The sequence below is a fragment of the Streptomyces sp. NPDC001219 genome (assembly GCF_053597915.1).
On sequence record NZ_JBSFJF010000036.1, the window covers coordinates 1 to 25,942 of the forward strand.

At 71.5% G+C, this 25,942-nt stretch carries 29 protein-coding genes and 5 tRNA genes; 7 read left to right on the top strand and 27 right to left on the bottom strand.

The genetic code is table 11. The annotated features are described in order from the left end of the window. Window positions 1-80 precede the first annotated feature (80 nt). A complete protein-coding gene (locus tag ACWC9R_RS22395; RefSeq protein ID WP_450734033.1) occupies window positions 81-671 on the bottom strand; it encodes a flavodoxin family protein in 591 nt (196 codons plus the stop codon). Between the two features lie 152 nt (window positions 672-823). Here ACWC9R_RS22395 and ACWC9R_RS22400 point away from each other — a divergent pair, with 152 nt between their 5' ends. Then, complete coding sequence (locus ACWC9R_RS22400) at window positions 824-1,249, top strand: winged helix-turn-helix transcriptional regulator (RefSeq protein ID WP_450733943.1); 426 nt, start codon at window positions 824-826, stop codon at window positions 1,247-1,249. 27 nt (window positions 1,250-1,276) lie between these two features. Here ACWC9R_RS22400 and mutM read toward each other — a convergent pair whose 3' ends face one another. From mutM to ACWC9R_RS22445, 9 genes are all read right to left on the bottom strand, one after another. Continuing rightward, complete coding sequence (gene mutM, locus ACWC9R_RS22405) at window positions 1,277-2,203, bottom strand: bifunctional DNA-formamidopyrimidine glycosylase/DNA-(apurinic or apyrimidinic site) lyase (RefSeq protein ID WP_450733944.1); 927 nt, start codon at window positions 2,201-2,203, stop codon at window positions 1,277-1,279. Between the two features lie 105 nt (window positions 2,204-2,308). Further along, window positions 2,309-3,148, bottom strand: coding sequence for a ribonuclease III (gene rnc / locus ACWC9R_RS22410; protein ID WP_450733946.1), 840 nt, complete (start codon window positions 3,146-3,148; stop codon window positions 2,309-2,311). A gap of 19 nt (window positions 3,149-3,167) precedes the next feature. Further along, a complete protein-coding gene (gene rpmF / locus ACWC9R_RS22415; protein WP_030087884.1) occupies window positions 3,168-3,341 on the bottom strand; it encodes a 50S ribosomal protein L32 in 174 nt (57 codons plus the stop codon). A gap of 2 nt (window positions 3,342-3,343) precedes the next feature. Then, the gene (locus tag ACWC9R_RS22420; RefSeq protein ID WP_450734034.1) at window positions 3,344-3,973 is read right to left on the bottom strand and encodes a YceD family protein; all 630 of its coding nucleotides are present in this window, start codon (window positions 3,971-3,973) and stop codon (window positions 3,344-3,346) included. Between the two features lie 166 nt (window positions 3,974-4,139). Beyond that, on the bottom strand, window positions 4,140-5,282 hold the full coding sequence (locus tag ACWC9R_RS22425) for a cell division initiation protein (RefSeq protein ID WP_450733948.1): 1,143 nt from the start codon (window positions 5,280-5,282) through the stop codon (window positions 4,140-4,142). Window positions 5,283-5,412: 130 nt separating this feature from the next. Beyond that, the gene (gene coaD / locus ACWC9R_RS22430; RefSeq protein WP_362604323.1) at window positions 5,413-5,895 is read right to left on the bottom strand and encodes a pantetheine-phosphate adenylyltransferase; all 483 of its coding nucleotides are present in this window, start codon (window positions 5,893-5,895) and stop codon (window positions 5,413-5,415) included. Between the two features lie 26 nt (window positions 5,896-5,921). Further along, window positions 5,922-6,521, bottom strand: coding sequence for a 16S rRNA (guanine(966)-N(2))-methyltransferase RsmD (gene rsmD, locus ACWC9R_RS22435; RefSeq protein ID WP_450733950.1), 600 nt, complete (start codon window positions 6,519-6,521; stop codon window positions 5,922-5,924). Window positions 6,522-6,717: 196 nt separating this feature from the next. Beyond that, entirely contained in the window at window positions 6,718-9,771 is a 3,054-nt protein-coding gene (locus ACWC9R_RS22440) for a helicase-related protein (protein ID WP_450733951.1), read from the bottom strand. Between the two features lie 57 nt (window positions 9,772-9,828). Beyond that, entirely contained in the window at window positions 9,829-11,502 is a 1,674-nt protein-coding gene (locus ACWC9R_RS22445; RefSeq protein WP_450733953.1) for a DAK2 domain-containing protein, read from the bottom strand. Between the two features lie 205 nt (window positions 11,503-11,707). On the opposite strand from ACWC9R_RS22445, the gene rpmB reads away from it, so the two are divergent. Then, complete coding sequence (rpmB, locus tag ACWC9R_RS22450) at window positions 11,708-11,893, top strand: 50S ribosomal protein L28 (RefSeq protein WP_006602870.1); 186 nt, start codon at window positions 11,708-11,710, stop codon at window positions 11,891-11,893. A 160-nt stretch (window positions 11,894-12,053) separates the two neighbouring features. Here the strand turns inward: rpmB and thiD are convergent, their stop codons facing one another. Next, complete coding sequence (thiD, locus tag ACWC9R_RS22455) at window positions 12,054-12,869, bottom strand: bifunctional hydroxymethylpyrimidine kinase/phosphomethylpyrimidine kinase (protein WP_450733955.1); 816 nt, start codon at window positions 12,867-12,869, stop codon at window positions 12,054-12,056. Window positions 12,870-12,944: 75 nt separating this feature from the next. Then, window positions 12,945-13,913 carry a thiamine-phosphate kinase gene (locus tag ACWC9R_RS22460; RefSeq protein ID WP_362604273.1) on the bottom strand — a complete coding sequence of 323 codons (969 nt, stop codon included), beginning with the start codon at window positions 13,911-13,913 and terminating at the stop codon, window positions 12,945-12,947. A 158-nt stretch (window positions 13,914-14,071) separates the two neighbouring features. Here ACWC9R_RS22460 and ACWC9R_RS22465 point away from each other — a divergent pair, with 158 nt between their 5' ends. Next, the gene (locus ACWC9R_RS22465; RefSeq protein WP_450733957.1) at window positions 14,072-14,305 is read left to right on the top strand and encodes an Lrp/AsnC ligand binding domain-containing protein; all 234 of its coding nucleotides are present in this window, start codon (window positions 14,072-14,074) and stop codon (window positions 14,303-14,305) included. 20 nt (window positions 14,306-14,325) lie between these two features. Next, the gene (locus ACWC9R_RS22470) at window positions 14,326-14,805 is read left to right on the top strand and encodes a DUF3515 domain-containing protein (protein WP_450733958.1); all 480 of its coding nucleotides are present in this window, start codon (window positions 14,326-14,328) and stop codon (window positions 14,803-14,805) included. A gap of 43 nt (window positions 14,806-14,848) precedes the next feature. Here ACWC9R_RS22470 and ACWC9R_RS22475 read toward each other — a convergent pair whose 3' ends face one another. From ACWC9R_RS22475 to ACWC9R_RS22485, 3 genes are all read right to left on the bottom strand, one after another. After that, window positions 14,849-15,985 (bottom strand): D-alanine--D-alanine ligase family protein, encoded by a 1,137-nt coding sequence (locus ACWC9R_RS22475; RefSeq protein WP_450733959.1) that lies wholly within the window; start codon window positions 15,983-15,985, stop codon window positions 14,849-14,851. Between the two features lie 68 nt (window positions 15,986-16,053). Then, window positions 16,054-17,055 carry an NAD(P)H-dependent glycerol-3-phosphate dehydrogenase gene (locus tag ACWC9R_RS22480; protein ID WP_450733960.1) on the bottom strand — a complete coding sequence of 334 codons (1,002 nt, stop codon included), beginning with the start codon at window positions 17,053-17,055 and terminating at the stop codon, window positions 16,054-16,056. Then, window positions 17,052-17,900, bottom strand: a complete 849-nt coding sequence (locus ACWC9R_RS22485; RefSeq protein WP_450733962.1) for a lysophospholipid acyltransferase family protein — start codon at window positions 17,898-17,900, stop codon at window positions 17,052-17,054. The genes ACWC9R_RS22480 and ACWC9R_RS22485 overlap by 4 nt, the downstream gene beginning before the upstream one ends. A gap of 140 nt (window positions 17,901-18,040) precedes the next feature. On the opposite strand from ACWC9R_RS22485, the gene cofC reads away from it, so the two are divergent. Beyond that, window positions 18,041-18,754 (top strand): 2-phospho-L-lactate guanylyltransferase, encoded by a 714-nt coding sequence (gene cofC, locus ACWC9R_RS22490; protein WP_450733963.1) that lies wholly within the window; start codon window positions 18,041-18,043, stop codon window positions 18,752-18,754. Here the strand turns inward: cofC and ACWC9R_RS22495 are convergent. From ACWC9R_RS22495 to leuC, 5 genes are all read right to left on the bottom strand, one after another. Further along, window positions 18,735-18,938, bottom strand: a complete 204-nt coding sequence (locus ACWC9R_RS22495; protein WP_450733965.1) for a hypothetical protein — start codon at window positions 18,936-18,938, stop codon at window positions 18,735-18,737. The genes cofC and ACWC9R_RS22495 overlap by 20 nt on opposite strands. Before the next feature lie 155 nt (window positions 18,939-19,093). Next, window positions 19,094-19,747, bottom strand: a complete 654-nt coding sequence (locus tag ACWC9R_RS22500; protein ID WP_450733967.1) for an HU family DNA-binding protein — start codon at window positions 19,745-19,747, stop codon at window positions 19,094-19,096. A 124-nt stretch (window positions 19,748-19,871) separates the two neighbouring features. Further along, complete coding sequence (locus ACWC9R_RS22505; protein WP_362604290.1) at window positions 19,872-20,117, bottom strand: SCO5555 family protein; 246 nt, start codon at window positions 20,115-20,117, stop codon at window positions 19,872-19,874. A 136-nt stretch (window positions 20,118-20,253) separates the two neighbouring features. Beyond that, a complete protein-coding gene (gene leuD, locus ACWC9R_RS22510) occupies window positions 20,254-20,847 on the bottom strand; it encodes a 3-isopropylmalate dehydratase small subunit (protein WP_450733968.1) in 594 nt (197 codons plus the stop codon). 3 nt (window positions 20,848-20,850) lie between these two features. After that, entirely contained in the window at window positions 20,851-22,281 is a 1,431-nt protein-coding gene (leuC, locus tag ACWC9R_RS22515) for a 3-isopropylmalate dehydratase large subunit (protein ID WP_450733970.1), read from the bottom strand. Between the two features lie 176 nt (window positions 22,282-22,457). Here leuC and ndgR point away from each other — a divergent pair, with 176 nt between their 5' ends. After that, entirely contained in the window at window positions 22,458-23,174 is a 717-nt protein-coding gene (gene ndgR / locus ACWC9R_RS22520) for an IclR family transcriptional regulator NdgR (RefSeq protein WP_030982239.1), read from the top strand. Between the two features lie 108 nt (window positions 23,175-23,282). Here ndgR and ACWC9R_RS22525 read toward each other — a convergent pair whose 3' ends face one another. Beyond that, the gene (locus ACWC9R_RS22525) at window positions 23,283-23,765 is read right to left on the bottom strand and encodes a DUF4188 domain-containing protein (RefSeq protein ID WP_450733971.1); all 483 of its coding nucleotides are present in this window, start codon (window positions 23,763-23,765) and stop codon (window positions 23,283-23,285) included. Window positions 23,766-23,844: 79 nt separating this feature from the next. On the opposite strand from ACWC9R_RS22525, the gene ACWC9R_RS22530 reads away from it, so the two are divergent. Beyond that, complete coding sequence (locus tag ACWC9R_RS22530) at window positions 23,845-24,492, top strand: MerR family transcriptional regulator (protein WP_450733973.1); 648 nt, start codon at window positions 23,845-23,847, stop codon at window positions 24,490-24,492. A gap of 44 nt (window positions 24,493-24,536) precedes the next feature. Here ACWC9R_RS22530 and ACWC9R_RS22535 read toward each other — a convergent pair. The 6 genes from ACWC9R_RS22535 to ACWC9R_RS22560 form a co-directional block, all read right to left on the bottom strand. After that, a tRNA-Glu gene (locus ACWC9R_RS22535) sits at window positions 24,537-24,609 on the bottom strand. 41 nt (window positions 24,610-24,650) lie between these two features. Continuing rightward, window positions 24,651-24,722 (bottom strand) — tRNA-Gln (locus ACWC9R_RS22540). A 16-nt stretch (window positions 24,723-24,738) separates the two neighbouring features. After that, window positions 24,739-24,811 (bottom strand) — tRNA-Glu (locus ACWC9R_RS22545). An 89-nt stretch (window positions 24,812-24,900) separates the two neighbouring features. Beyond that, a tRNA-Glu gene (locus ACWC9R_RS22550) sits at window positions 24,901-24,973 on the bottom strand. Window positions 24,974-24,994: 21 nt separating this feature from the next. Beyond that, a tRNA-Gln gene (locus tag ACWC9R_RS22555) sits at window positions 24,995-25,066 on the bottom strand. 88 nt (window positions 25,067-25,154) lie between these two features. Next, a complete protein-coding gene (locus ACWC9R_RS22560; RefSeq protein WP_450733975.1) occupies window positions 25,155-25,880 on the bottom strand; it encodes an HAD family hydrolase in 726 nt (241 codons plus the stop codon). Window positions 25,881-25,942: the final 62 nt, after the last annotated feature.

Here is a 25,942-nt window from a genome sequence, read left to right on the forward strand (position 1 = left end):
GCCGGCCCCCCGCCCCCCCAGGGGATCTCCCCCGGGGCGGCACGGGCGCAGTGCGTGGCGGGTCCGGAGGAACGGGCCGGTCAGGCGGCGAGGGCGGCGCGGCCCGCGACGACGATGCGGGCCTGTTCGGCGATCCGGCGTCCCAGGTGCTCGGCGGTGGCGATATCGGCCTTGTGGACGCCCTCGGCGCCCTGGTCGTTGGGGGACTGGGCGGCGGCACCGAGGAAGAAGCCCAGGCGGTTCAGGTCGTTCTCGGACGCGGTGGAGGAGTTCCAGCCGGGGAGCAGGTTGAGGCTGACCCAGTTCATGCCGTGCTGGGCGGCGAGCACCGTGAAGAACTGCAGGGTGTGCAGCTTGTCCCCGCTCTTGGAGGCGGAGTTGGTGAAGCCCGCGGCGAGCTTGTCCTGCCAGGCGCGGGTCGCCCAGCGCTTGGCGCTCGCCTCGGCGAAGGTGTGGAAGGCGCCGGAGGCCGTGCCCATGTAGGTCGGCGAGCCGAAGACGATGGCGTCGGAGGCGTCCAGCTGCTCCCACTGGGCGTCGGTGATCTCGTCGACCTTGATCAGGTGAACGGTGGCGCCGGCCTCGACGGCGGCGGCGCGGACGGCCTCGGCCAGGACTGCGGTGTGGCCGAAGCCGGAGTGGTAGGCGAGCGAGACGACGGGGGTGGGCAGGGCGGGCGTGGTCACGGCGGTTTCTCCTCGGGTCATGACGTCCCGGGGCGGTCGGCCCCCGGGAACGGCGGGATGCGATGGAGAGAAGAGAAGCACTAACTTTTAGAAAGCGCAACCCATTGGTTAGCGCTGCGCCGGGGTAGGGTGTGCGCATGGCGACCGAAACCACCGGCGAGACGGCCGAGGAGCCCACCCCCGGCTGTACGGACGACCTGGCCTACGACGTCTTCGCGCGCGACTGCCCGTCCCGGGACGCTCTCCGGCACATCACCGACCGGTGGGGCAGCCTGACGCTCGGCGCCCTGCTCGACGGCACCTTCCGCTTCAACGAACTGCGGCGCAGGGTGGCGGGCGTGAGCGAGAAGATGCTGGCCCAGACCCTGCACGCACTGGAGCGGGACGGGCTCGTGCACCGCGAGGCACAGCAGACCAACCCGCCCCGGGTGGACTACGCGCTGACGCCGCTGGGCGACCAGGTGGCCCGTCGGCTGCGGACGCTGATCGACCTGGTGGAGGACCGGATGCCGCAGGTCATGCGGGCGCGCGAGGAGTACGACGCCCAGCACCCCGCCGGCTGACCCGACGGCCGGGCCGCGGCCCGGTGTTCAGGCGCGCGGCGGCCGCTGGCAGCGGGGGCAGAAGTAGCTGGAGCGGTTCATCCAGGGGCGGCGCCGGATCGGGGTACCGCAGCGGCGGCAGGGCTCGTCCTCGCGCCCGTAGGCGTCCAGGGAGCGCTCGAAGTAGCCGGACTCCCCGTTGACGTTGACATAGAGGCTGTCGAAGCTGGTGCCGCCGACGGCGAGCGCGGCGTTCATCACGTCGCGTACGTGGCCGAGCAGCTCGGCGGTGCGCGGCCGGGTGAGGGTGGCGGTCGGCCGCTCGTAGTGGAGCTTGCTGCGCCACAGCGCCTCGTCCGCGTAGATGTTGCCGACGCCGCTGATCAGCGTCTGGTCGAGCAGCGCGCGCTTGACGGTGGTCCGGCGGCGGCGCAGCGCGGCGTGGAAGGCGGCGTCGTCGAAGGCGGGATCGAGCGGGTCCCGGGCGATGTGGGCGATGACGTCGGGCAGTTGGCCGGCGTCGCCGGGCACGGTGTCGTGCAGCGAGAGTCCGCCGAAGGTGCGCTGGTCGACGAAGCGGAGTTCGGTGGCCAGGTCATCGGCGAAGCGGAGACGAATCCGCAGGTGCTTCTCGTCGGGGGCGTCCTGCGGCTGGACCAGCAGCTGTCCGCTCATCCCCAGGTGGGCGAGGATCGCCAGCCCGTGGGTGACGGACGGCGTGACCATCGGGGTGATGCCCTCCGCGGCGGTCTGGGAGGCCGGACCGCCGCCGGTCACCGGGAGCCAGAGGTACTTGCCGCGCCGCCGCGCCGTGCCGAGGCGCAGCCCCTTGAGCCGGGCCGCGAAGTCCGCCGCCCCGGCCGTGTGCCGCCGGATCGCCCGTGGATGCCGCACCTCGACGGCGTCGATCGTGCGGCCGCTGACCCAGCGCTCCAGTCCGCGGCGTACGACCTCGACCTCGGGCAGCTCGGGCACGGAGGGCTCCTTGGGAAGGGCGGTGGGCGAAAGAAGGGGGAAAGGACGCTGACCCCGTTCCGGGGCGACACGGGGCCGCCCCGGAACGGGGTCAGAATCGGTGCTTCAGTGTGCCGACGACGAACCGTCGCCGGCGGCCGGAGCCGAGTCCTCGGCCTCCGGCGACACCTCGTCGCCGGAAGCTGCCGCCTTGGCCGCCTCGTCCGCCGCGGCGCGAATCGCACGCCACGCGGACTCGGCCGCCTGCTGCTCGGCTTCCTTCTTGCTGCGGCCGGTGCCGGTGCCGTACGAGACACCACCGACGCGGGCGGCAGCAGTAAAGGTCTTCTCGTGGTCGGGGCCGGTCTCGGTGACCAGGTACTCCGGGACACCGAGACCTTCGGTCGCGGTGAGTTCCTGGAGGCTGGTCTTCCAGTCCAGGCCGGCGCCCAGGCTGGAGGACTTCTCGATGAGCGGGTCGAAGAGCCGGTGCACCAGCTCGCCCGCCGCGTCGAGACCCTGATCGAGATAGACCGCGCCGATCACCGCTTCAAGGGTGTCGGCGAGGATGGAGGCCTTGTCCCGGCCGCCCGTACCCTCTTCGCCTCGTCCGAGGCGGATGAAGGCACCGAGGTCGAGGCCGCGGCCCACCTCGGCAAGTGCACGCGAGTTGACCACCGCGGCCCGCAGCTTGGCCAGCTGGCCTTCCGGGAGATCGGGGTGGATGCGGTACAGCGTGTCCGTGACCACCAGGCCGAGCACCGAGTCCCCGAGGAACTCGAGCCGCTCGTTGGTGGGCAGACCGCCGTTCTCGTATGCGTACGAGCGGTGTGTCAGCGCACGCACCAGAAGGGCGGACTCGAGCTGGTACCCGAGCCGCCCTTCCAGAAGCGTGTGGGACGAGGCCGTGTCCGCCGGAGTCGGTTCATCCCCGCGTTTGCGGGAAGTCGATTTGGCGTCTGACATGAAGCCTGTCACCAGCCGCTCAGACCTCGAGGACCTGGCGCTTGTTGTAGGTGCCGCAGCTCGGGCACGCGATGTGCTGCAGCTTCGGCTCGTGGCAGCTAGCGCATGCCACCAGGGTGGGGACCGCAGCCTTCCACTGCGACCGGCGGTGGCGCGTGTTGCTGCGCGACATCTTCCGCTTCGGAACAGCCACGGCTACTTCTCCTGCTTCTCGTCGACGCCCGCTTCGGCGCCGCCCATGTTGTCCTTCTCGCCGTCCTTGACGGTCCCGGCGAGTCCCTGCAGTGCCGCCCAACGGATGCCGACGGCGTCGTGGTGGTGGTCCGGGTCGTCCGCCAGCCGCACTCCGCAATCGGAGCACAGACCCGGGCAGTCGTCCTGGCACACCGGCTGCATCGGCAGTGCAAGCACCACCGCGTCCCGCAGCACGGGCTCGAGGTCGAACAGGTCGTCCTCGAGGAAGAGGGTGTCCTCCTCGTCCTCGGCGTCGTCGCCGGCGTCCTCATGGACCCGGGCATCGGCGTCGGGGTAGGCGAACATCTCCTGGAAGTCCGCGTCGAGCTCTCGCTCCAGCGGCTCCAGACACCTTACGCACTCCCCCTTGACGGTTGCACGGCCGGTGCCTGTGACAAGCACCCCGTCCATGACCGACTCGAGGCGGAGGTCGAGCTCGATCGGTGCGCCCTCGGGCACACCGATGACCTCGTTGCCGAGGTCCCGGGGGGCCTCGACGGAGCGGGAGACCCTCTTGAGCGCACCGGGACGCCGGCCCAGCTCCCGTGTGTCGAACACGAGAGGGGAACGGTGGTCGAGGCGGGCGTTGATGGCTTCCTGCTTTCTACGGGGTTTACGTGCCGCCCGTACTTCCGTGGTGGAGGATTCGGGCAGCAGAGATCGCGGACATACGCGCGACCGAAGAGCCAGGATACTGGACGGGCCCCGATAGGCCCAATCCGCTGTCGTTCCTCCCCGGCCCCGCGGGCGGAGACGCCTACTGGCGCCGCTCCTCGTACTGCCGGAGCTGGTCCAGGTCGATCATGCTGGTGTCGAAGAGGCTGGTCTCGTCCAGCGCGCCGGACTGCGCGGCCTGGCCGTGCGGGGCCTGCTGGGGCTGCTGCGGCACCTGCTGCTGGAGATACCCGTGCGGGTCGTAGCCCTGCTGCTGGGCCTGCTGCCAGTCGTAGCCGTACATGTTCTGCTGCTGGGCGTCCTGGGCGTACATCGCGTCCTGCGGCTGCTGATAGCCGTAGACGTCCTGCTGCGGGTAGGCCGCGGGGTCGGCGTAGTAGCCCTGCTGCTGGAGCTGGGGCTGGAGGGGCTGCTGATGCTCCTGGGGCTGCGCCTGGGGCATCGGGGGCTGCGCCTGCGGCATCGGGGGCACCTGGGGCGGCTGCGGTGCCTGGTCGGCACCGATGCCCGCCAGGCCGGCGAGGTAGTCGGCGTCCGCCTGCGGATGCCCGGACTGCGGGTCGCCCTGCGCCGCGAGGTGCACGCCCAGCTCATCGATGACCCGCGCGCCCTGGAGCTTGTCGCGGCCCCGGCCGACCGCCTCCAGCGTCTTGGTCAGCACGGCCTGGAACGCCCCGAACTTGGCGTCCACATAGGCGTCGGCGCGCTGCCGGAGGGTCTCCGGGTCGCCGCTGCGCTCCGGGGCCTCGGCGTCCTCGTATCCCTGCTCGTCGAGACCCGGGCCCCGGCCGAGGAGCTTCTCGCGGCCCCGGTCGACCGACCCGATGGTCTTGGTCAGCACCACCTCGAAGTTGGCGAGCTTGCTGTCCACGTAGTCGTCGGCCTCGGCGCGGATCTCCTCCGCCTCCCGGCGGGCCTCCGCCAGGATGCGGTCCGCCTCCTCCTGGGACTGCCGGGCGACCTCGGTGTCGGAGATCAGCGAACCGCGCTGGGCGTGCGCGGTCTCGATGATCCGCTCCGCCTCCGCCCGTGCGTCCTCGACCACCTGCTCGCGTCCGCCGAGCAGCTCCTGCGCCTGTGCGAGGGAGCCCGGCAGCGCCGCGCGCACCTCTTCCAGCATGGCGAGCAGCTCGGCGCGGTTGACCACGCACGAGGCCGACATGGGCATGGACCGGGCACCGCCGACGGTCGCGACGATGTCGTCGAGCTTCTTCTGCACGTCCACCTTGGACTCGCCACTCTCTGAAGGGTTGTGAACGACGGGACGGGACGACTGTACGTCCACCGGCCGACCGCCCGACACCACCTGACGCCCCGCCAGTCCGGCATCGCGCGCGGTACGCCGGGTGCGGTGTTCAGTCCTTCTTCCGCAGGCGCTCGGTGAGGGCCTCGAGGACGAACGGCGGGACCAGGTGGGAGACATCGCCGCCCCAGGCGGCGACCTCCTTCACGAGGCTGGAGGAGAGGAAGCTGTAGGTTGGGTTGGTGGGGACGAAGAGCGTCTCCACACCGGACAGGCCGTTGTTCATCTGGGCCATCTGCAGCTCGTAGTCGAAGTCGCTGACCGCCCGCAGTCCCTTGACGATGGCGGGGATGTCGCGCTGCTTGCAGAAGTCGACGAGCAGGCCGTGGAAGGACTCAACCTCCACGTTGCCGTACTCGGCGGTGGCCCGGCGGATCAGGTCGATCCGCTCCTCGACCGTGAACAGCCCCTTCTTGGACTGGTTGATCATCACGGCGACATGGACGACGTCGTACAGCTTGGAGGCACGGGCGATGATGTCCAGGTGCCCGTTGGTGACGGGGTCGAACGACCCCGGACAGACGGCGCGGCGCAACTCGGTTTCCTCGCTCTCCGATCCGGTCATGACACGCTTGCTGACGTCGGTGCGACGGACGTCGAAGCGGCGCGACCGTACCAAAGCGTCCCCTCGCCGTAGCGACGGGCCTTGATCGCTTCGAATCCGTCCGGCCATGGGAACGTGCCGCCTCTGGTGCTGCGCTCCACGGTGACGAGTGCCTGCTCCGCAAGCCACCCCTGACCACGGAGTGTGAGCAGGATCTCGCAGAGTTCCGCGTCGGTGACCGCGTAGGGCGGGTCCAGGAAGACGAGGTCGTACGGCTCGCCCGGGGGCGGCGCGGCGGCGGTCTGCTCGGCCTTGCCGGCCCTGACCTCGACGCCGGGGAGGCCGACCACGCGGACGTTGTCGCGGATGGTGCGCACCGCGCGGGCGTCGGCCTCGACCAGCAGGACGTGCGCGGCGCCGCGCGAGAGCGCCTCCAGCCCGACCGCGCCGGAACCGCCGTACAGATCGAGCACCCGGGCACCGCCGAGCGGCCCGTCGAGCGACTCCCAGGTGGAGAACATGCCCTCGCGCGCACGGTCGGAGGTGGGGCGGGTGCCGTTTCCCGGTGGTACGGCCAAGCGGCGGCCGCCGGCCGTACCGGCGATCACGCGGGTCATGGGCCCGTCCTTACGTTGCGCGTGGTCGGTGTGCTGAGGGGAGCCGGGCAGGCTCCGCACCTCCACGATATTCCGTCAGCCGACGGGCGAGGTCCGGCCGGAGCCTCCGGGGAGCGCCGGAGCGCGGTGATCGATCTCACGTGCCGCCGGGGCCGGGCCCGTCCGCCGGCCGCGCCCCGCGTCGCGGCGGCGGCGCTCATCCCTTGTCCAGATACTGCTCCCGTGCGTCGTCCAGCAGGGCGGACAGGGCGATCCGCAGCTCCGGGTATCCGGACAGCTCGGGGTCGGCGGTGACCAGTTCGGTGGCCTCGTCGCGGGCCGCCGCGATCACCTCCTCGTCGTCGATGACCGCGAGCATCCGCAGCGAGGAGCGGACGCCGGACTGGGCCTGGCCCAGGACATCGCCCTCGCGCCGCTGTTCCAGGTCGATACGGGAGAGTTCGAAGCCGTCGAGGGTGCCGGCCACGGCGGCGAGCCGGGCGCGGGCCGGGCTGGCCTCCGGCATCTCGCTGACCAGCAGGCACAGGCCGGGCGCCGTGCCACGGCCGACGCGGCCGCGCAGCTGGTGCAGCTGGGAGACGCCGAAGCGGTCGGCGTCCATGATCACCATGGCGGTGGCGTTCGGGACGTTCACGCCGACCTCGATGACGGTCGTCGCGACCAGCACGTCCAGCTCGCCGGCGGCGAACCGGCGCATCACGTCGTCCTTGTCGTCCGGCGCCATCCGGCCGTGCAGCACCGCCACCCGCAGGCCGTCCAGCGGGCCGGTGGTGAGCTGCCCGGCGATGTCGAGCACCGCGAGCGGCGGGCGCTTCTCCGCCGCGTCCTCCGGTGAACTCTCCCTGGCGGCCCCGCCCTTGGAGCCGGCCGCGCCCTTCTTCGTCCCCTTGGGGGCGTCCTCCTCGTCGCCGATCCGCGGGCACACCACATAGCCCTGGTGGCCGGCCGCCACCTCCTCGCGGACCCGCTCCCAGGCGCGGGCCAGGAAATGCGGCTTGTCCTTGGCGGGCACCACATGGCTGGCGATCGGCGAGCGTCCGGCGGGGAGCTGGTCCAGGACGGAGGTCTCCAGGTCGCCGAAGACGGTCATGGCGACCGTGCGCGGGATGGGGGTCGCCGTCATCACCAGCAGGTGCGGCGGCTGTTTGCCCTTGCCGCGCAGGGCGTCCCGCTGCTCGACGCCGAAGCGGTGCTGTTCGTCGACGACGACCAGCCCCAGGTCGTGGAACTGCACCTTGTCCTCGATCAGGGCATGGGTGCCGACGACGATGCCGGCCTCGCCGGTGACCAGGTCGAGCAGCGCCTGGCGGCGGGCCGCGGCGCCCATGGAGCCGGTCAGCAGCACCACTTTGGTGCCGCGCTCCGCGCCGCCGAGCATCCCGCCCTCGGCCAGCTCCCCCATCATCTCGGTGATCGAACGGTGATGCTGCTGGGCCAGGACCTCGGTGGGCGCCAGCATCGCGGCCTGGCCGCCGCTGTCGACCACACCGAGCATGGCGCGCAGCGCGACCATGGTGTTGTGGGTGACGGTGAAGTGGTCGGTCACATAGGCGTGGGAGGGGTGCCGGACGCTGATGCACTGGACGGGTGCGCGGCCCACGTACTCGATGGCGTGGATGCCGCGCCGGAAGGAGGGGCGGTCCTCGGGGCCGGCCGGCCGGTGCGCCGCCGCACCTTCGGGGGCCGCCGGGCCACGGAACGGCGGATGCGCGTCCGGCAAGGCCACACAGACGTCGTACGCCTCTCCGGGCACGGGGTCGAGCCGGGCGACGCCGCCCAGGGAGCGCACCAGCCAGGCGAGGTCGGCGGCGAGCGGACCGGGCGCCGCGCGGTAGACCGCGGCGGCTCCCGCGGGCAGCCCGCCGGTGTCCATCAGGCCCTGCACCACGGCCAGCCGGTCCTTGAGGGGGGCGTCGCGGTACGCGTCCGGCACCCGGGCCGCCGGGCGGTCGCCGCCTCCCTCGCCCAGTGTCCGCCCCACCTCATAGGGGTCGAGCGGCCGGGCCTCGCCGCCGTCCAGGTCCACCGGTGTCGCGGGCGCGATGGACCACTTGGGGCGGCCGTCGGCCGTCAGCAGGTCGCCGCGCAGTTCCCGCGTCGTCCGTACCTGCTCGGCGGACCCGTCGGCCCCGTCGGCCCCGACGATCCACAGGTGCTCGTCGTCGCACTCGACGGCGCTCCCGTCGGACAGCACCAGGCGCCACACCTCCCGCTCGCCCTGCGGGAAGACACCGTCCACGACGGCGAGTTCACCGCTCGGCACCACCACTTCGGTGCCGACGGTCATCTCCCCCATGGGACGGAAGCCGCGCGGCGTCAGCACCAGGGCGTCCAGCGGCTGCGCCTTGCCGGAGCCCACCTCGCCCTGGAGGAGGCGGTGCATGGGGTGCTCGGTCGCCAGGTCGTCGAAGATCTCCTGGCTGACCTTCTGCTGCCCTTCGGTGAGGGTGAAGGGCAGCTTGGCGTCGAAGGCGTCGAGGATGCCGCCCTGGACCAGGGTCCGCGCCACGGCGGGGAGTTGGGTCTCGGCGAGGCGGCGGCGGGCGAGCGCGACCTGCAGGACGAAGGCCTCGTCCCACTTCAGCCGGGACCGCGCATCGGCGATGTCGGCCTTGGTCGCCGGCCGGTGGATCTTCAGCAGCGCCTCGGTGAGCGGGACCAGCGCCCGGCCCTCCCGCAGCGATTCCGGCAGCGGGTCGACGGCGTCCTGCGCGCTGGGCAGCACCGCGTCCACCGCCTTGGCGATCTTCCAGGACGCCATCTGCTGGCAGGCCGGGTAGATCGGCATGAGCTGGTTGGCGAAGGCGCTGACCGCGTCCTCCCCCTCGTCGGCCGTGCGGTCGAGCAGCTCGTATTCGGGGTGGGCGAGCTGGAGTTTGCGGTTGAAGACCGAGACCTTGCCGGCGAACATCGCGCGGCGCCCGGGGAGCAGCTCCTTGTGCGGCTTGTGCAGGCCCTTGCCGAAGAAGACCAGCCGGAGCCGGCCGCTGCCGTCGGTGAGCGTCACTTCGAGGCGCTGCCCCCGGCCGCCGTTGAACTTCAGCACCCGGGCGTCCGCGACCTGCGCGACGACCGTGACGTGTTCGTCCAGCGGGAGGTCCGCGAGACGGGTCAGCTCACCGCGCTCGGCATAGCGGCGCGGGTAGTGGTGCAACAGGTCGCCGACCGTATGCAGGTCGAGATGCTCGGCCAGCACCTTCGCGGTGGTGCCACCGAGGATTTTCTTCAGGGGTTCGTCGAGCGCTGCCACGCCTCCATTGCACACCACGCCTGTGACAATCGCGGCTCACCCGGCGGCCCGGCGGGCTCACTCCACGCCGATGAGCAGCGGCGCCGCGTGCTGGCCGCCCTCGTACACGACCGTGTCGACGGCGAGATGGCGCTCGCGGACATGGCGCTCCAGCCGCTCGGCGAGCGCCTCCGGCACGTCCGCGCCGAGGACCAGGGTGACCATCTCCCCGCCCGCGGACAGCATCCGGTCGAGCACGGTCGTCGCGGTGTGCAGGAGGTCGGAGCCGATCACCGCGACATCGCCGTCGATCAGGCCGAGGACGTCCCCGGCCTGGCAGATCCCGGCCATCGTCCACGACTGCCGCTCGGCGACCGCCAGCTCGGCGTAGCGGGTGGCGCCCGCGGCCGCGGTCATGGCGACCACGTCCTCGTCGAAGCTGCGGCCCGGTTCGTGCACCGCCAGCGCCGCGAGGCCCTGGACGGCGGAGCGGGTGGGGATGAGCGCGACCCGTACGCCTTCGGTGCGGGCCTGTTCGGCGGCGGCCGCCGCGGTGTGCCGCAGCTCGGCGTCGTTCGGCAGCAGCATCACCTCCCGGGCGTGCGCCTGGCGGATCGCCTGCACCAGTTCGCCGCTGGCGGGCGGCTCTCCGGGGCGCACGGCGACCGGCGTCGCGCCGGCCTCCGCGCACAGTCCGGCGAGCCCGGCGCCCGGCACCACCGCGACCACGGCCCGCGCCGTCATGGCCGGTTCCTCGGGGCGGGTGACGGCACCGAAGTGCGTGATGCGGACCCGGTAGGGGCGGCCCGCCTCGATACCGGCCTCGACCGCGGCGCCCGCGTCGTCGACATGGACATGGACGTTCCACAGCCCGTCCCCGCCGACCACCACCAGGGAGTCGCCGAGCGTGTCGAGCCGGGCCCGCAGCCGTGCCACCGCCGCGTCCCCGGCCTCCAGCAGGTAGATCACCTCGAAGGCGGGCCCGTCCGGGTCCCCGCAGCCCTCCGCCGCCACCCCGCCGACGGCCTCGCAGCCGGCCGCCTCGGGGAGCGGGGCGTCGGCCCGTACGGCGACCGGCGTCGCCGAGACCTCCCCGGACAGGGCGTCGGCGAGCGCCCCCAGCAGGGCGACCAGGCCGCAGCCGCCGGCGTCCACCACACCGGCCCGGCCGAGGACCGCGAGCTGGCCCGGGGTGGCCTGGAGCGCGGTACGGGCGCCCTCGTGGGCGGCACGGGCGACCTCGGCAGCACCGGCGGCCCCTGCGGCGGCCCGCTCCGCGGCGTCCGCGGCGGCGGTCGCGACGGTCAGGACGGTGCCCTCGACGGGGTGGGCGACGGCCTCGTACGTGGAGGCGGCGGCCCGGCGCAGCGCCTGCCGCAGCGCCCCGGCCGAGCCGTCCCCGGCCGCCAGCACCTCCGTCATCCCGCGCAGCAGCTGCGCCACGATCGTGCCGGAGTTGCCGCGCGCCCCGATGAGGGCCCCATGGGCCATGGCGCCGATCGCGTCGGCGAGGCAGGGCGCGGTGCCGGCCGAGCTGTGCCCGTCGAAGGCGGCCTCGACCGCGCGGGCGGCCGATTCGAGCGTCAGATAGAGGTTGGTGCCGGTGTCGCCGTCGGCCACCGGATAGACGTTGATGGCGTCGATCCGCTCGCGTTCCCGTCCGAGCGCCTCCAGAGCCAGCCCGCACCAGGAGCGGACCGCGGCGGCGTCGAGCGGGTTGGGCACGTCGTCCTCCTGGGTCGCGGGATGCATCGCACAGTAGCCGCGTTCCGACGGGGCGGCCGGGGCGGGGGCCGGGCGCTGCGTGGTAGTTTCGTTCTACGGGAGCGGTCGTTGTATGCTGCTCCGGTTGCCCGATGAGAATCGGGCCATTCCTCTCCTGACGGCGCCGGTCGGGCAATGCACTCGGCCCGTCGGGATTTCACCGTAAGTGCATCTGAAGTCTTTGGAGTGACCCGTGGCTGCCAACTGCGACGTCTGCGGCAAGGGGCCGGGCTTCGGCAAGAGTGTCTCGCACTCGCATCGCCGCACCAACCGTCGTTGGAACCCCAACATCCAGACGGTGCGTGCAGTGATCGGGCGCACGCCGAAGAAGCTGAACGCCTGCACCTCGTGCATCAAGGCCGGCAAGGTCTCGCGCTGACGTCTTAGCCGTAGCGCAGCCAGCCGGTTGCTTATGGAGCCGGTCCACCGTCAAGGTGGGCCGGCTTCCGCCTTTTCCGGGGCGGTTACCGGGGCCGTTCCCGGGGCCGCGCGCTGATCCGGCGGCGCCCGGCCGAACCGGGTCGCCGCCGTGCGCCGGGTCAGTCCGTGCCGCGGGTGCGCCAGCCGTGATCCACGGGGCCGATGCCCGCGCCCAGCCGGAAGCCGGCCGCGAGGGCGCCGGTGACGTACTCCTTCGCCGCCGCGGCGGCCTGCGGGACAGTGTCCCCCTTGGCGAGCTGCGCGGCCAGCGCGCTGGCGAGGGTGCAGCCGGTGCCGTGGGTGTGCCGGTTGTCGTGGCGGGGCGCGCGCAGCCAGTGCTCCTCGGTGCCGTCGGTGAGCAGGTCGACGGCGCTGTCGCCGGGCGCGGCACCGGCCGTCAGATGGCCGCCCTTGATGAGCGCCCAGCGCGGACCGAAGTCCAGGATGGCGGCGGCCGCCCGCCGCATGCCGGCCTCGTCCTCGACGCGTACGCCGGTCAGCTGGGCGACCTCGTCCAGGTTGGGGGTGGCGACGGTGGCCGTCGGCAGCAGGGCGCCGCGGACCGCGTCCAGCGCGTCGGCGGCGAGCAGCGGATCGCCGTGCTTGGAGACCCCTACGGGATCGACGACGACCGGGACCCGCAGGCCGGCGAGCAGTCCGGCGACGGTTTCGACGAGTGCGGCCGAGGAGAGCATCCCGGTCTTCACGGCCTGGACGCCGATGTCGTCGACGACGCTGCGGAACTGGGCCCGTACGGCCTCGACGGGCAGCTCCCACGCGCCCTGTACGCCCAGGGAGTTCTGGGCGGTGACGGCGGTGATCACGCTCATGCCGTGGGTGCCGAGCGCCAGCATCGTCTTCAGGTCGGCCTGGATGCCCGCGCCGCCGCCGGAGTCGGACCCGGCGACGGTCAGGACGCGTGGAGGTGTGTGCATACCGCCGAATCTACTCGGCGGCACCCCTCGGTCCTGCGGGTGCCCGTAGGGGGCGGCCCGGTATCCCGTACGGGACTACTCGGTGTCCCCGTTGTCGCCGAAGTGGTCCCAGCCGGCCTTCACCCAGGGGGCGCCGTCCACCGTCACCTGGGGCAGCGCGGAGGGGTGGAGCACCTCGCCGATGACCTTCCACCGGGCGGGCAGCTTCACATCGGGCGGGAAGGTGGCCACGATCGCGTGGTCCTCACCGCCGTTGAGCACCCACTGCATCGGGTCCACGCCGACGGCGGTGCCGATGTCGGACATCTGCGTGGGGATGTCGATGCCGGCGGACCGCAGGTCGATCCGGACCTTGCTGGCCTCGGCGATGTGCCCGAGGTCGGCGACCAGCCCGTCGCTGACGTCCGTCATGGCGGTGGCGCCGAGTCCGGCCGCCGCCGGGCCCGCGTGGTACGGCGGCTCGGGCCGGCGGTGGGCCTCCACGAAGGCGCGCGGCGAGCGGAAACCGCGGGAGAGGACGGCGTGCCCGGCGGCGGACCAGCCGAGCCAGCCGGTCACCGCGACCACGTCGCCGGGCTGGGCACCGGCCCGGGTGACCGGCTCCTGGTTGCGCAGATCGCCGAGCGCGGTGATGGCCACGGTGATGGTGTCGCCGCGGACGACGTCCCCGCCGACCACCGCGGCACCCGCCACCTGGCACTCGTCGCGCAGCCCGTCCATCAGCTCGGTCGGCCAGGTCGCGGGGAGTTCCGCGGGGACGACCAGGCCCAGCAGGATCGCGGTGGGCACCGCGCCCATCGCCGCGATGTCGGCGAGGTTCTGCGCGGCGGCCTTGCGGCCGACGTCGTAGGCGGTGGACCAGTCGCGCCGGAAGTGCCGGCCCTCCAGGAGGATGTCGGTACTGGCGACCACCCTCCGGTCCGGCGCGGTGACCACCGCGGCGTCGTCACCCGGCCCGATCCGTACGGCCGGAGTGGTGGTGAGCCGGGAGGTGAGCTCCCTGATCAGCCCGAACTCCCCCAGCTCGCCCACGGTGCCCTTCATGCTGTTGCCCTTCCCATGTGTACGGACGGTCCGTACGTGGCTGACGACTGTGCCGCACTCGCCGAGTTCACCGCGCGGGTCTCCCCGCTCCGCACGGTGACGCGGTACCGTGGCGTCCCTTCTTCCCACATGATCCTCGTAGCCGCCCTGGAGGTTCCGTGGTACAGGCCTACATCCTGATCCAGACCGAGGTCGGCAAGGCCTCGGCGGTCGCTGAGGTGATCTCCAAGATCCACGGCGTGCTCCAGGCCGAGGACGTGACCGGGCCCTATGACGTCATCGTGCGCGCACAGGCCGACACCGTCGATGAGCTGGGCCGCATGGTGGTCGCGCGGGTCCAGCAAGTGGAAGGCATCACCCGCACCCTCACCTGCCCGGTCGTCCATCTCTAGCTCCCCGTATCCTCGGCCGGGTGATCACTCCGCGCCGCCGGCACCTGGCCCTGCCCGCGCTCACCGTGCTGTTCGCCGCGGTGAGCTGCTCCCCTTCCGAGGACGTGGCCGTCCCCTCTCCCGAGGGGGCGGCGGCGCGGTACTGCAAGGCGCTCCACGAGGAGTTGCCGCACACCGTGGACGGAGTGAAGCGGGCCGCCACCGAGCCGGTCTCCGACTTCACCGCCCGCTGGGGCGATCCTGCCGTGAAACTGCGCTGCGGGGTACCGAAGCCCGACGTCCTGACGCACGGGAGTGAACATTACAACCCCTACGCGGACGCGGCGGAAGTCAACGGGGTGCGCTGGCTCTTCGAGAAGCAGGACGACGGCTACCGCTTCACCACCGTGCTGCGCAAGGCCTATGTCGAGGTGACCGTGCCCGGGAAGTACGCCCCCGAGGTCGATGCGCTCACCGACCTCGCGGGCGCCGTGAAGAAGACCGTTCCCGTCGGGGTCTGACGCCGGCCCGGCGGGGCCGGGCCGGCCCCGGGGACCGGCGGGGTCAGCGCAGCCCCGTGGAGCGGTGCAGTGCGGCCTGCAGAAGCCGGTCGATCAGCTCCGGGTAGCTCACTCCGCTCTCCTGCCACATCCGCGGGTACATCGAGATGGGCGTGAAGCCGGGCAGCGTGTTGATCTCGTTGATCACGAACTCGCCGTTGTCCTGCAGGAAGAAGTCCGCGCGCACCAAGCCCTCGCAGGACGCCGCCTCGAAGGCCGCGACGGCCAGCTTTTGGACCTCGGCGGTCTGCTCGCCGGTCAGCGGCGCGGGCACGATCCCGTCGGCCGAGTCGATGTACTTGGCCTCGAAGTCGTAGAAGTCGTGCGCGGTGACCGGCGGGATCTCGGCCGGCACGCTCGCCCGCGGGCCGTCCTCGAACTCCAGCACCCCGCACTCGATCTCGCGGCCGCGCAGCAGCGACTCCACAAGGATCTTGGGGTCGTGCCGACGGGCCTCCTCGATCGCCTCGTCCAGGCCGCCGAGGTCGTCGACCTTGGTGATGCCCATCGACGAGCCGGCCCGCGCGGGCTTCACGAAGAGCGGCCAGCCGTGCTCGGCGGCGAAGTCGACGATCTTCCGGCGGGCGGCCGCCGGATCGTTCTCCCACTCCCGCGGACGGATGACCTCGTACGGGCCGACCGGCAGCCCGAAGGAGGTGAACACCCGCTTCATGTAGTCCTTGTCCTGGCCCACGGCGGAGGCGAGCACGCCCGAGCCGACATAGGGCACCCCGGAGAGTTCCAGCAGACCCTGCAGGGTGCCGTCCTCCCCGTAGGGGCCGTGCAGGACGGGGAAGACGACGTCGACCTCGCCGAGCGCCTTGGGCACCGAGCCCGGCTCGCTGTAGACGACCTCGCGGTTGGTCGGGTCGACGGGGAGCACCACGGCGCCCTCGGTGGACTCGGCGAGCGCGGCCACGGTGGGCAGCTGCCGGTCCGCGATGGCCATCCGCTCCGGGTCGTCGGCGGTCAGCGCCCAGCGGCCGTCCGTGGTGATGCCGATGGGCAGCACGTCGTACTTCTCGCGGTCGATGGCACGCAGCACGGCGCCGGCCGTGAGCACGGAGATCGCGTGCTCGGAGCTGCGGCCGCCGAACACGACGGCGACGCGGGGCTTGTGGGAGGAGGTCTCGCTGCTCATATCGGGTTGAGGGTACCTGCTGGTAGCCGTGGAGTCAGCGCTGCGGCGGCCGATAGTGGCGTGGCGCCTCAGTGCCGCTCGGACTTGGCGCTGCGCGACATCAGGTCCTTGAGGGCGACCATCGGCGGCTTGCCCTCGTGGACGATCTCCACGACCGTCTCGGTGAGCGGCATGTCGACACCGTGCCTGCGGGCCAGATCCAGCACGGATTCGCAGGACTTGACGCCCTCGGCGGTCTGCTTGGTGACCGCGATGGTCTCCTGGAGCGACATCCCCCGGCCGAGGTTGGTGCCGAAGGTGTTGTTGCGCGACAGCGGCGAGGAGCAGGTGGCGACGAGGTCGCCCATGCCGGCCAGGCCGGCGAAGGTGTGCGCGTCGGCGCCCATGGCGAGGCCGAGCCGGGTGGTCTCGGCGAGACCGCGGGTGATCAGGGACGCCTTGGCGTTGTCGCCCAGGCCCATGCCGGTGGCGATGCCGACGGCGAGCGCGATGACGTTCTTGACCGCGCCGCCCAGTTCACAGCCCACCACGTCGGTGTTGGTGTACGGGCGGAAGTACGAGGTGTGGCAGGCGGCCTGGAAGCGCCGGGCGACCGCCTCGTCGGCGCAGGCCACGACGGCGGTGGCGGGCTGCCGGGCGGCGACCTCCTTGGCGAGGTTGGGGCCGGTCAGCACCGCGACGCGTTCCGCGGGCACCTTGGCGACCTCCTCGATGACCTCGCTCATGCGCTTGGCCGTGCCCAGTTCGACGCCCTTCATCAGGGAGACCAGGACGGTGTCGGCGGGCAGCAGGGGCGCCCATGCGGCGAGGTTGGCGCGCAGCGTCTGGGCGGGGACGGCCAGCACCGCGAACTCCGCGCCGCGCGCCGCTTCCGCCGGGTCGGTGGTGGCCCGCACGGACGCGGGGAGCTCGACCCCCGGCAGGTAGTCGGGGTTCGTACGGCCGTTGTTGACGGCGTCGACCAGGGACTCGCGGCGCCCCCACAGGGTCACCTCGCATCCCGCGTCGGCGAGCACCATCGCGAAGGCGGTGCCCCAGGACCCCGTGCCGTAGACGGCGCAGCGCGTCACTTGCTTTCATCCTCCTGTGCCTGCTGGGTGCTTCGTGCCTGCTGCGGGCCGACGGCCGGGTCGGCGGGGGCCGTGGCCGCCGCGGCGGTCCGGCCGGCCCTGGCGGCTTCCCGGGCGACGCGGCGCTCCCGGGCGACCGCCTTGCGCCAGTCGTACGGTTCGGCCGGCGCGGGCTCGCCGCGGACGGCGGCCAGCTGCTCGGTGATCGCGGACATGATGACCTCGGTGGCGGCCCGCAGCACCTCGGCGGTCGGCTCCCGGTCGTAGAACGCGCTCAGGTCGACCGGCGGTCCCGCCTTCACCCGCAGCGTCTTGCGCGGGAAGAGGCGGAGCTTCTTCTCCTTGGCGTACGGCGGCATCGCGTCGTTGGCGCCCCACTGCGCGACGGGGATGACCGGCGCCTTCGTCAGCAACGCGACCCGCGCGGCACCCGTCTTGCCCTGCATGGGCCACAGCTCGGGGTCGCGGGTGAGGGTGCCCTCGGGGTAGAAGGCGACGCATTCGCCCTTGTCGATGGCGGTGACGGCGGCGCGGAACGCGTTGGCGGCGTCGGTGGTTTCCCGGTAGACGGGGATCTGTCCGGTGCCGCGCATCATCAGGCCGACAAAGCCGCTCCGGAAGAGTCCGGCCTTGGCGAGGAATCGGGGGACCCGCCGGGTGTTGTACTGATAGTGCGCATACGAGAGCGGATCAAGATACGAGTTGTGGTTGACCGCGGTGATAAATCCGCCGTCGGCCGGAATGTGCTCCATTCCCTGCCAGTCCCGCTTGAACAGAACCAGGAGCGGCGGTTTGCAGATGACCGCGGCCAAGCGGTACCAGAAGCCGATTCTGCGGCGGGACACTGGGACACCCTCCTTGTGGGACCTGCGAAGCTGCTGCGGGCCGGCAGCCGCACAAGTGTCGCCCCAGGTACCCGCTATGTCGAGAACACCGTAACCCCGACGCTCCCGGAGAGCGGCGGCGGCAGGTGAGAATGGCGCCGATGCGACGAGACGGAGCGGATGTGGGCTGGAGCCTGGTGGTGCCGCTGAAACCGCTGGTGCGGGCCAAGAGCAGGCTCTCCCGGGCCGCAGGGGAGGAGTTCCGGCCCCGGCTGGCCCTCGCGTTCGCCCTGGACACCGTGACAGCGGCGCTGGCCTGCGAAGACGTCCATGATGTGGCGGTTGTCACGGATGACCGGCAGGCCGGGGAACGGCTGGCGGAGCTGGGCGCGCTGATCGTGCCCGACGCTCCGGCCCGTGGTCTCAACGCGGCGCTGGCCCATGGAGCGGGCGTGATCCGGGCGCGTCGTCCGGGCGCGGCGGTCGCCGCGCTGAACGCCGATCTCCCCGCGCTGCGCCCCGCCGAGCTGGAACTGGTGCTCCATTCCGCTTCGCTATTTCCCCGCGCATTTCTCGCGGATGCGGCGGATATCGGGACGACACTTCTGACCGCGACTTCCGGCGTGGAATTGGAACCGGCATTCGGAGGTGCGTCGCGGGCCCGTCACCTGGCGTCCGGGGCCCGGGAGATCACCGGCCCGGCGGTGCCCTCGGTGCGCCGGGACGTGGACACCGGCGAGGACCTGCTGGCCGCGCTGGCGCTGGGCGTGGGGCCGCACACGGCGCTCCAGGCGCCGCGTCTCGCCCCGGGGGCGGCCGCGCCCGAGGGACCGGGCCGGCTGCCGCCTCCGCAGGTCAGAGCGTCTGGAGCGTGACCAGGACGATCTTTTGGGCGTCGCCTTCGCCGGTGACGTCGATACGGACCCGCTGACCGGGCCGCAGCAGCAGCAGACCGCCGGCGTCGAAGGCCGCGGCGTCGAAGGGCAGCGGGGTGCCGTCGTCCAGCAGCACGCTGCCGGAGCGGGTCTCGGAGTCGTACGTATACGCGGTGGCCTGCATGGGAGAGAGCCTAGACGAGGAGGTCCCGGGTCCCTTCGGCCACCCGTGCGCGGCCGGACGCGGCCCGGGGCCGGTGCCGAACGGCCGCCGGACGCACCGCGGGCCGGGCTCCCCGGAGGGAGACCGGCCCCACGCGTGGCGTCGCCGCCGCAGAATTACCGCTTGCGGGCGGTGGTCTTCTTGGCGGTGGTCTTGCGTGCCGTGGCCTTCTTCGCGGGGGCCTTCTTCGCGGTCGTCTTCTTCGCGGGCGCGGTCTTCTTCGCCGTCGCCTTCTTCGCGGTGGCCTTCTTGGCCGTGGTCGCCTTCTTGGCGGTGGTCTTCTTGGCGGGGGCCTTCTTCGCCGTCGTCTTCTTGGCGGTGGCCTTCTTCGCCGCGGTGGTCTTCTTCGCCGCGGTCTTCTTCGCCGTCGTCTTCTTGGCGGCGGCCTTCTTGGCGGTGGCCTTCTTCGCCGCGGCCTTCTTGATGGCGGCGCCGCCGGTCAGGCTGCCCTTCGGGGCCTTCTTGACGGAGACCTCGCCACCCTTGGGGAGCTTCTTCGACCCGCTCACCAGGTCCTTGAAGCCCTGACCGGCGCGGAAGCGCGGCACCGAGGTCTTCTTGACCCGCACCCGCTCCCCCGTCTGCGGGTTACGGGCGTAGCGGGCGGGACGGTCGACCTTCTCGAACGAGCCGAATCCGGTGACCGAAACGCGGTCGCCGGTGACCACGGCACGCACAATCGCGTCCAGGACGGCGTCGACCGCGTCCGCGGCGTTCTGGCGGCCGCCGAGCTTGTCGGCAATGGCTTCTACGAGCTGCGCCTTGTTCACGTCTTCCCCTTCGGAGACATTGCTGGAAGGAAAGTTCCAAGCTTTTTCGCACGTTAGGCAGATATATACCGCAAATCAAACACGAAACGGGCTAATCACCCTTGTGCCGCAACGAACTCGACCTTCACGGACTTCCGTCGGCGTGCACATCTTCGGGATAACGACCTTCGTCGAGGTCTTCCATGAACCACTCCAGACGCCTTGCCGCGTCCGCAAGATCGTGTTTAGCCGCGGCCGTGATGACGAGCAGCTTCCGGGTCAGCGCCATCCGTACGCCCTCCGGGACTTGCAGTGTCCGCACTCTTGTATGTGCGTCCTTGAGCCGGTCGGCGACGAGACCGTAGAGCTCGAGTTGGTCGTCGCGTTCCATGCGCTAATTGTGCCATCTGCGGCGAGTTGTCGCTTCACGGGGCCTCAACAGCCGCCTCAACACGGCGATGCGCCCCCTGCCAACTGCACAGGGGGCGCATCGTACGCAATACAGCTTTGAGCCATAAAACCCGAGGTCAGACCTCGATGGTACGCGGCTTGAACGACGGCCGGTTCGCCTCGTACTCCACGATGGCCGACTCCTCCCGAAGGGTGAGGCTGATGTCGTCCAGCCCCTCCAGCAGGCGCCAACGGGCGTTCTCGTCCAGCTCGAAGTCGGCGGTGACGCCCTCGGCGCGCACCTGCCGGCCGACCAGGTCGACCGTCACCTCGGCGGCCGGGTCGGCCTCCAGCAGCGACTGCAGCCGGTCGACGGTCTCCTGCGGCAGGACCACCGTCAGCAGACCGTTCTTGAGGGAGTTGCCACGGAAGATGTCCGCGAACCGCGAGGAGATGACGGCCTTGAACCCGTAGTTCTGCAGCGCCCAGACGGCGTGCTCACGCGAGGAACCGGTGCCGAAGTCGGGGCCTGCGACCAGCACCGTGGCGCCCTTGTACCGCTCCTGGTTGAGGACGAACTGCGGGTCCTTGCGCCAGGCCTCGAACAGCCCGTCCTCGAAGCCGTCGCGGGTGACCTTCTTCAGCCAGTGGGCCGGGATGATCTGGTCGGTGTCGACGTTGCTGCGGCGCAGCGGGACGGCCCGGCCGGTGTGGGTGGTGAAAGCTTCCATGGTTCAGACTCCCGCGGGCGTGGCGACGTCGGCAGCGGACAGATCGGCCGGTGAGGCCAGATGGCCGAGAACCGCTGTTGCGGCGGCGACCTGCGGTGAGACCAGGTGCGTACGGCCGCCCTTGCCCTGCCGGCCCTCGAAGTTGCGGTTGGAGGTGGACGCGGAGCGCTCACCGGGCGCCAGCTGGTCGGGGTTCATGCCCAGGCACATCGAGCAGCCCGCGTGCCGCCATTCGGCGCCCGCCGCGGTGAAGACCTTGTCCAGCCCCTCGGCGACGGCCTCCAGGGAGACCCGGACCGAACCGGGCACGATCAGCATGCGGACGTCGTCGGCGACCTTGCGGCCGTCCAGGATCTGCGCCGCGGAGCGCAGGTCCTCGATACGGCCGTTGGTGCACGAACCTACGAAGACGGTGTCCACCTTGATGTCCCGCAGCGGCTGACCTGCGGTCAACCCCATGTACTCCAGGGCCTTTTCGGCGGCGTAGCGCTCCGAGGCGTCCTCGTACGAAGCCGGGTCGGGGACGCTCGCCGAAAGCGGGGCACCCTGGCCCGGGTTGGTGCCCCAGGTGACGAACGGGGCCAGTTCGGAGGCGTCGATGTGCACCTCGGCGTCGAAGACCGCGTCGTCGTCGGTGCGCAGGGTCTTCCAGTACGCGACCGCGGCGTCCCAGTCCTCGCCCTGGGGAGCGTGGTCGCGGCCCTGCAGGTAGTCGAAGGTGGTCGCGTCGGGGGCGATCATGCCGGCCCGCGCGCCCGCCTCGATCGACATGTTGCAGATGGTCATCCGGGCTTCCATCGACAGTTTCTCGATGGCCGGGCCGCGGTACTCCAGGACGTAGCCCTGGCCGCCGCCGGTGCCGATCCTGGCGATGATCGCCAGGATCAGGTCCTTGGCGGTGACGCCGTCGGGCAGCTCACCGTCGACGGTGATCGCCATGGTCCTGAAGGGGGCCAGCGGCAGCGTCTGGGTGGCCAGGACGTGCTCGACCTGGCTGGTGCCGATGCCGAACGCCAGCGCGCCGAAGGCTCCGTGGGTGGAGGTGTGACTGTCACCGCAGACCACCGTGGTGCCGGGCTGGGTCAGTCCCAACTGCGGTCCCACCACGTGGACAACACCCTGCTCTACATCGCCCAGCGGGTGCAGCCGGACCCCGAACTCGGCACAGTTCTTGCGCAGCGTCTCCAGCTGGGTGCGCGAGACCGGGTCGGCGATGGGCTTGTCGATGTCGAGGGTGGGGGTGTTGTGATCCTCGGTGGCGATGGTCAGGTCCGTACGGCGCACCGGGCGGCCGGCCTTGCGGAGGCCGTCGAACGCCTGCGGGCTGGTGACCTCGTGCAGCAGGTGGAGATCGATGAAGAGGAGGTCGGGCTCGCCTTCCGCGCGCCGGACGACATGGTCGTCCCAGACCTTCTCCGCGAGTGTCCGTCCCATCGCTTTCCCTCCGACCGGCCGCATTGCCGGCCTTTCTCGTCCGTGCGCGATGCCCGCAGAAAAATCCCCTTGCCGGGCCTTACGCCGGGCCCTGGTCGAGGGCCACACCTACAGATTGACGACTTCCCTGGAAAATTGAACTTGCGTTTCACAGTGTGAGACGCGAGTATCGTTGCATGGACAACTCTAGCGGCGTCGGCGTTCTCGACAAGGCAGCTCTGGTTTTGAGTGCCCTGGAGTCCGGTCCGGCCACCCTCGCCGGGCTGGTCGCGGCGACCGGGCTCGCACGGCCCACGGCCCACCGGCTGGCCGTGGCACTGGAACACCACCGGATGGTGGCGAGGGACATGCAGGGCCGGTTCATCCTGGGACCGCGCCTGTCCGAGCTGGCCGCGGCGGCCGGCGAGGACCGTCTGCTGGCCACGGCGGGACCGGTGCTCACCCACCTGCGCGATGTGACCGGCGAGAGCGCCCAGCTCTATCGCCGGCAGGGCGACATGCGGATCTGCGTGGCGGCGGCGGAACGGCTGTCCGGACTGCGGGACACCGTCCCGGTCGGCTCCACGCTCCCCATGAAGGCGGGCTCGGCCGCCCAGATCCTGATGGCCTGGGAGGAGCCCGAGCGGCTGCACCGCGGCCTCCAGGGCGCGCGCTTCACGGCCACCGCGCTGTCCGGCGTACGGCGCCGGGGCTGGGCGCAGTCGATCGGCGAGCGGGAGCCGGGCGTGGCCTCGGTCTCCGCCCCCGTGCGCGGCCCCTCCAACCGCGTGGTGGCCTCCGTCTCGGTCTCCGGACCGATCGAGCGGCTGACCCGGCACCCGGGCCGGATGCACGCCCAGGCGGTCATCGACGCGGCCGCCCGCCTCTCCGAGGGCCTGCGGCGCACCGGCTGAGCACCCCGGGCGGGGCGAGCCGGGGCGGTGGCCCCGGCCTGCCCCGGTCACGACGCCGAAGAAGGGCGGCCCCGTGCGGACAGTCCGCACGGGGCCGCCCTTCGGCTCTCAGGCCGCCAGGCGGTCCGCGGCCCGCTCCCCGCGGCGGCCGACCGGCACCGTCCCCTGGGCCTCCCCCAGCCCGAACGGCGGCATGTTGACGTAGACGCTCTCGTACGAGCCCGCCGGGACGACATAGGTCTCGTGCCAGAAGCCGACCTTGTTGCGCCCCTCGCGCACCCGCCGGTTGAACTCCGCCCAGGCCGGCCGGTGCGCACCGTCCCGGTCCGTGGCGTAGGCGAAGAGCTTCTCCTTCGAGTCCCAGTACTGGAGGACGGCGAAGTTCCGCGGCAGTCCGGGAAGCAGCCGGTAGCCGATCATCCCGCTGTCCGGGTCCTGGGCCAGCTCCTTGATCATGCGCGGCATCGCACGGAACACCGGAAGCCAACTGCGCACCGCACGCCAGTTGTTGAAGCGCATCCCGATGAGGAAGACCACCACCTCCCGGCCGCCGTCCGCCGTCATCCGGCCCTGCACCGGCCTGTCCCTCATGACTGCCCCCTTCCGTCACTGGATAGCATCGCTATCCATGCTTAGATAGTGGCACTCTCCAATGGAAGGTGCAAGCGGTATGCGACTGGCGGAACTGAGCGAGCGCAGCGGGGTCTCCACCGCCACGATCAAGTACTACCTGCGCGAACGCCTGCTGCCGCCGGGCCGCCGGGTCACCGCCACCCGGTCCGAGTACGACGAGGAGCATCTGCGGCGGCTGCGGCTGGTCCGCGCCCTGATCCAGGTCGGCCGCATCCCCGTGAGCACCGCCCGGGACGTCCTGGCCGCCGTCGAGGACGACTCCCGGGACCACCTCACCCGCCTCGGGATCGCCGTGGAGGCACTCCCCTACGGCCCGGAGCCCGACGAGAGCGCCCCCTCGACGGCCGTCGCCCGGCGCACCGCCACCGAACTCCTCAAGCAGCTCGACTGGCACTTCAACCTGGAGATCGCCGACGGCTCCCGCGCCTTCGGCATGCTCGTCGCCGCCATCGCGGCACTGCACCGCCTCGGCTACGCCTGCGACATCCCGCATCTGCTGCCCTACGCCCGCCAGGCGGCACAGCTCTCCGTCGCCGACCTGGACCTGGTCGAGGAGTTCGCGACCCCGGCGGAGCAGGTGGAGGCGGCGGTCGCGCTGACCGTGCTCTACGAGCCGGTACTGCTCAGCCTGCGCCGGCTGGCGGAGGCCGAGGAGGCCAACAGGCGCTTCGGGAGCGGCGGTTGACGCGAAGAGGCCCCCCGCATGATGCGGGGGGCCTCTTCGTCTTGTACCCCCGACCGGATTCGAACCGGCGCTACCGCCTTGAGAGGGCGGCGTGCTAGGCCGCTACACAACGGGGGCAAGTTTTCCTGCAGTTGGATGTGTCGCGAGGACACACCGCGCTGGGCTACCAGGACTCGAACCTAGACTAAATGAACCAGAATCACTCGTGCTGCCAATTACACCATAGCCCATGGTGGTTTAGACCAGTACCCCCGACCGGATTCGAACCGGCGCTACCGCCTTGAGAGGGCGGCGTGCTAGGCCGCTACACAACGGGGGCCCTAGCGATCCCCACCCGGCGGAAGCCGGGTGTTTGTCTCCGTGAGTGACAGTGGGTGCGACCCGGACTGTCTCCCTGGGAAGGATCTGTACCCCCGACCGGATTCGAACCGGCGCTACTGCCTTGAGAGGGCAGCGTGCTAGGCCGCTACACAACGGGGGCTTTGCAGATAAGCTCTGCGAGCTGGCCTACCAGGACTCGAACCTAGACTAACTGAACCAGAATCAGTCGTGCTGCCAATTACACCATAGGCCATCAAAGCGCAACCCCCTGCGGGGGCTTTGTTTGACTTACGCCTCCCGGCCGGGCCTTTCGGCCCCTCTCGGGCGGCGCAGGAAGAACATTACCTGATCGTGGACGGCGCACCAAAACCGATAACTCCGTCCAACAGCGCGGGGAGCTCCGCCAGGCCCGCGATCCGGCGCACCCCGGCGGGCGGCTCCCCTCCGGTGCCCGCGCGGTCCAGCCATACGGCGGTCAGCCCGGCGTCCCGGGCGCCCAGTGCGTCGATGTCGAGCTTGTCGCCGATGTGGACCACCTCGTTCGGCGGCAGGCCCAGTTCCTGGCAGGCTCCCTGGAACGCCTCCGCGGCCGGTTTGGCGTGTCCCAGTCCGTCGGCGCAGAACACCGCCTCGAAGCGGGTGCGGATGCCCAGGGCGGCGAGCTTGCGCTCCTGGTTGGCGGTGGTGGCGTTGGACAGCACCGCCTGCCGTGCCAGCGGGGCCAGGGCACCCAGGGCGGGCGCGGCGTCCGGGAAGAGCGCCCAGCAGGCCTCGTAGTGCGCGAGGTAGCGGCCGAACCAGGCGTCCGCCTCGGTGTCGGAGAGCGGGGTCCCCAGGAACGTCCGGGCCCGGCCTCTGCGGTGGTCGAGGAAGCCCACCTCGCCGACGAGGAAGCGGGCGAACTCGGTCTCCATGGCCGTCTGCCAGCGTTCCAGAGCCACCTGCTCGCCGCCGTACGTGTCGAGCAGGCCCTCGGTCCGCAGGTGGCGCAGCACGCCCGCACGGTCCGATCCGGTGTAGTCGAAGAGGGTGTCGTCGAGGTCCCACAGGACGGCGCGGAGGGGCATACCGGCAATCTAGCCAACGGCACCGGATACGCCAGGGGGCCCGGACACCGTGCGGTGTCCGG

Coding starts and splice junctions, on each gene's coding strand:
- ndgR (WP_030982239.1), top strand. CDS start 22,458: ATGGACAACTCTAGCGGCGTCGGCGTTCTCGACAAGGCAGCTCTGGTT.
- ACWC9R_RS22530 (WP_450733973.1), top strand. CDS start 23,845: ATGCGACTGGCGGAACTGAGCGAGCGCAGCGGGGTCTCCACCGCCACG.
- ACWC9R_RS22475 (WP_450733959.1), bottom strand. CDS start 15,985: ATGAGCAGCGAGACCTCCTCCCACAAGCCCCGCGTCGCCGTCGTGTTC.
- ACWC9R_RS22560 (WP_450733975.1), bottom strand. CDS start 25,880: ATGCCCCTCCGCGCCGTCCTGTGGGACCTCGACGACACCCTCTTCGAC.
- ACWC9R_RS22495 (WP_450733965.1), bottom strand. CDS start 18,938: ATGCAGGCCACCGCGTATACGTACGACTCCGAGACCCGCTCCGGCAGC.
- ACWC9R_RS22505 (WP_362604290.1), bottom strand. CDS start 20,117: ATGGAACGCGACGACCAACTCGAGCTCTACGGTCTCGTCGCCGACCGG.
- ACWC9R_RS22445 (WP_450733953.1), bottom strand. CDS start 11,502: ATGCATCCCGCGACCCAGGAGGACGACGTGCCCAACCCGCTCGACGCC.
- ACWC9R_RS22525 (WP_450733971.1), bottom strand. CDS start 23,765: ATGAGGGACAGGCCGGTGCAGGGCCGGATGACGGCGGACGGCGGCCGG.
- rsmD (WP_450733950.1), bottom strand. CDS start 6,521: ATGACCCGCGTGATCGCCGGTACGGCCGGCGGCCGCCGCTTGGCCGTA.
- ACWC9R_RS22460 (WP_362604273.1), bottom strand. CDS start 13,913: ATGAAGGGCACCGTGGGCGAGCTGGGGGAGTTCGGGCTGATCAGGGAG.
- leuD (WP_450733968.1), bottom strand. CDS start 20,847: ATGGAAGCTTTCACCACCCACACCGGCCGGGCCGTCCCGCTGCGCCGC.
- rnc (WP_450733946.1), bottom strand. CDS start 3,148: ATGTCAGACGCCAAATCGACTTCCCGCAAACGCGGGGATGAACCGACT.
- thiD (WP_450733955.1), bottom strand. CDS start 12,869: ATGCACACACCTCCACGCGTCCTGACCGTCGCCGGGTCCGACTCCGGC.
- ACWC9R_RS22400 (WP_450733943.1), top strand. CDS start 824: ATGGCGACCGAAACCACCGGCGAGACGGCCGAGGAGCCCACCCCCGGC.
- leuC (WP_450733970.1), bottom strand. CDS start 22,281: ATGGGACGGACACTCGCGGAGAAGGTCTGGGACGACCATGTCGTCCGG.
- cofC (WP_450733963.1), top strand. CDS start 18,041: ATGCGACGAGACGGAGCGGATGTGGGCTGGAGCCTGGTGGTGCCGCTG.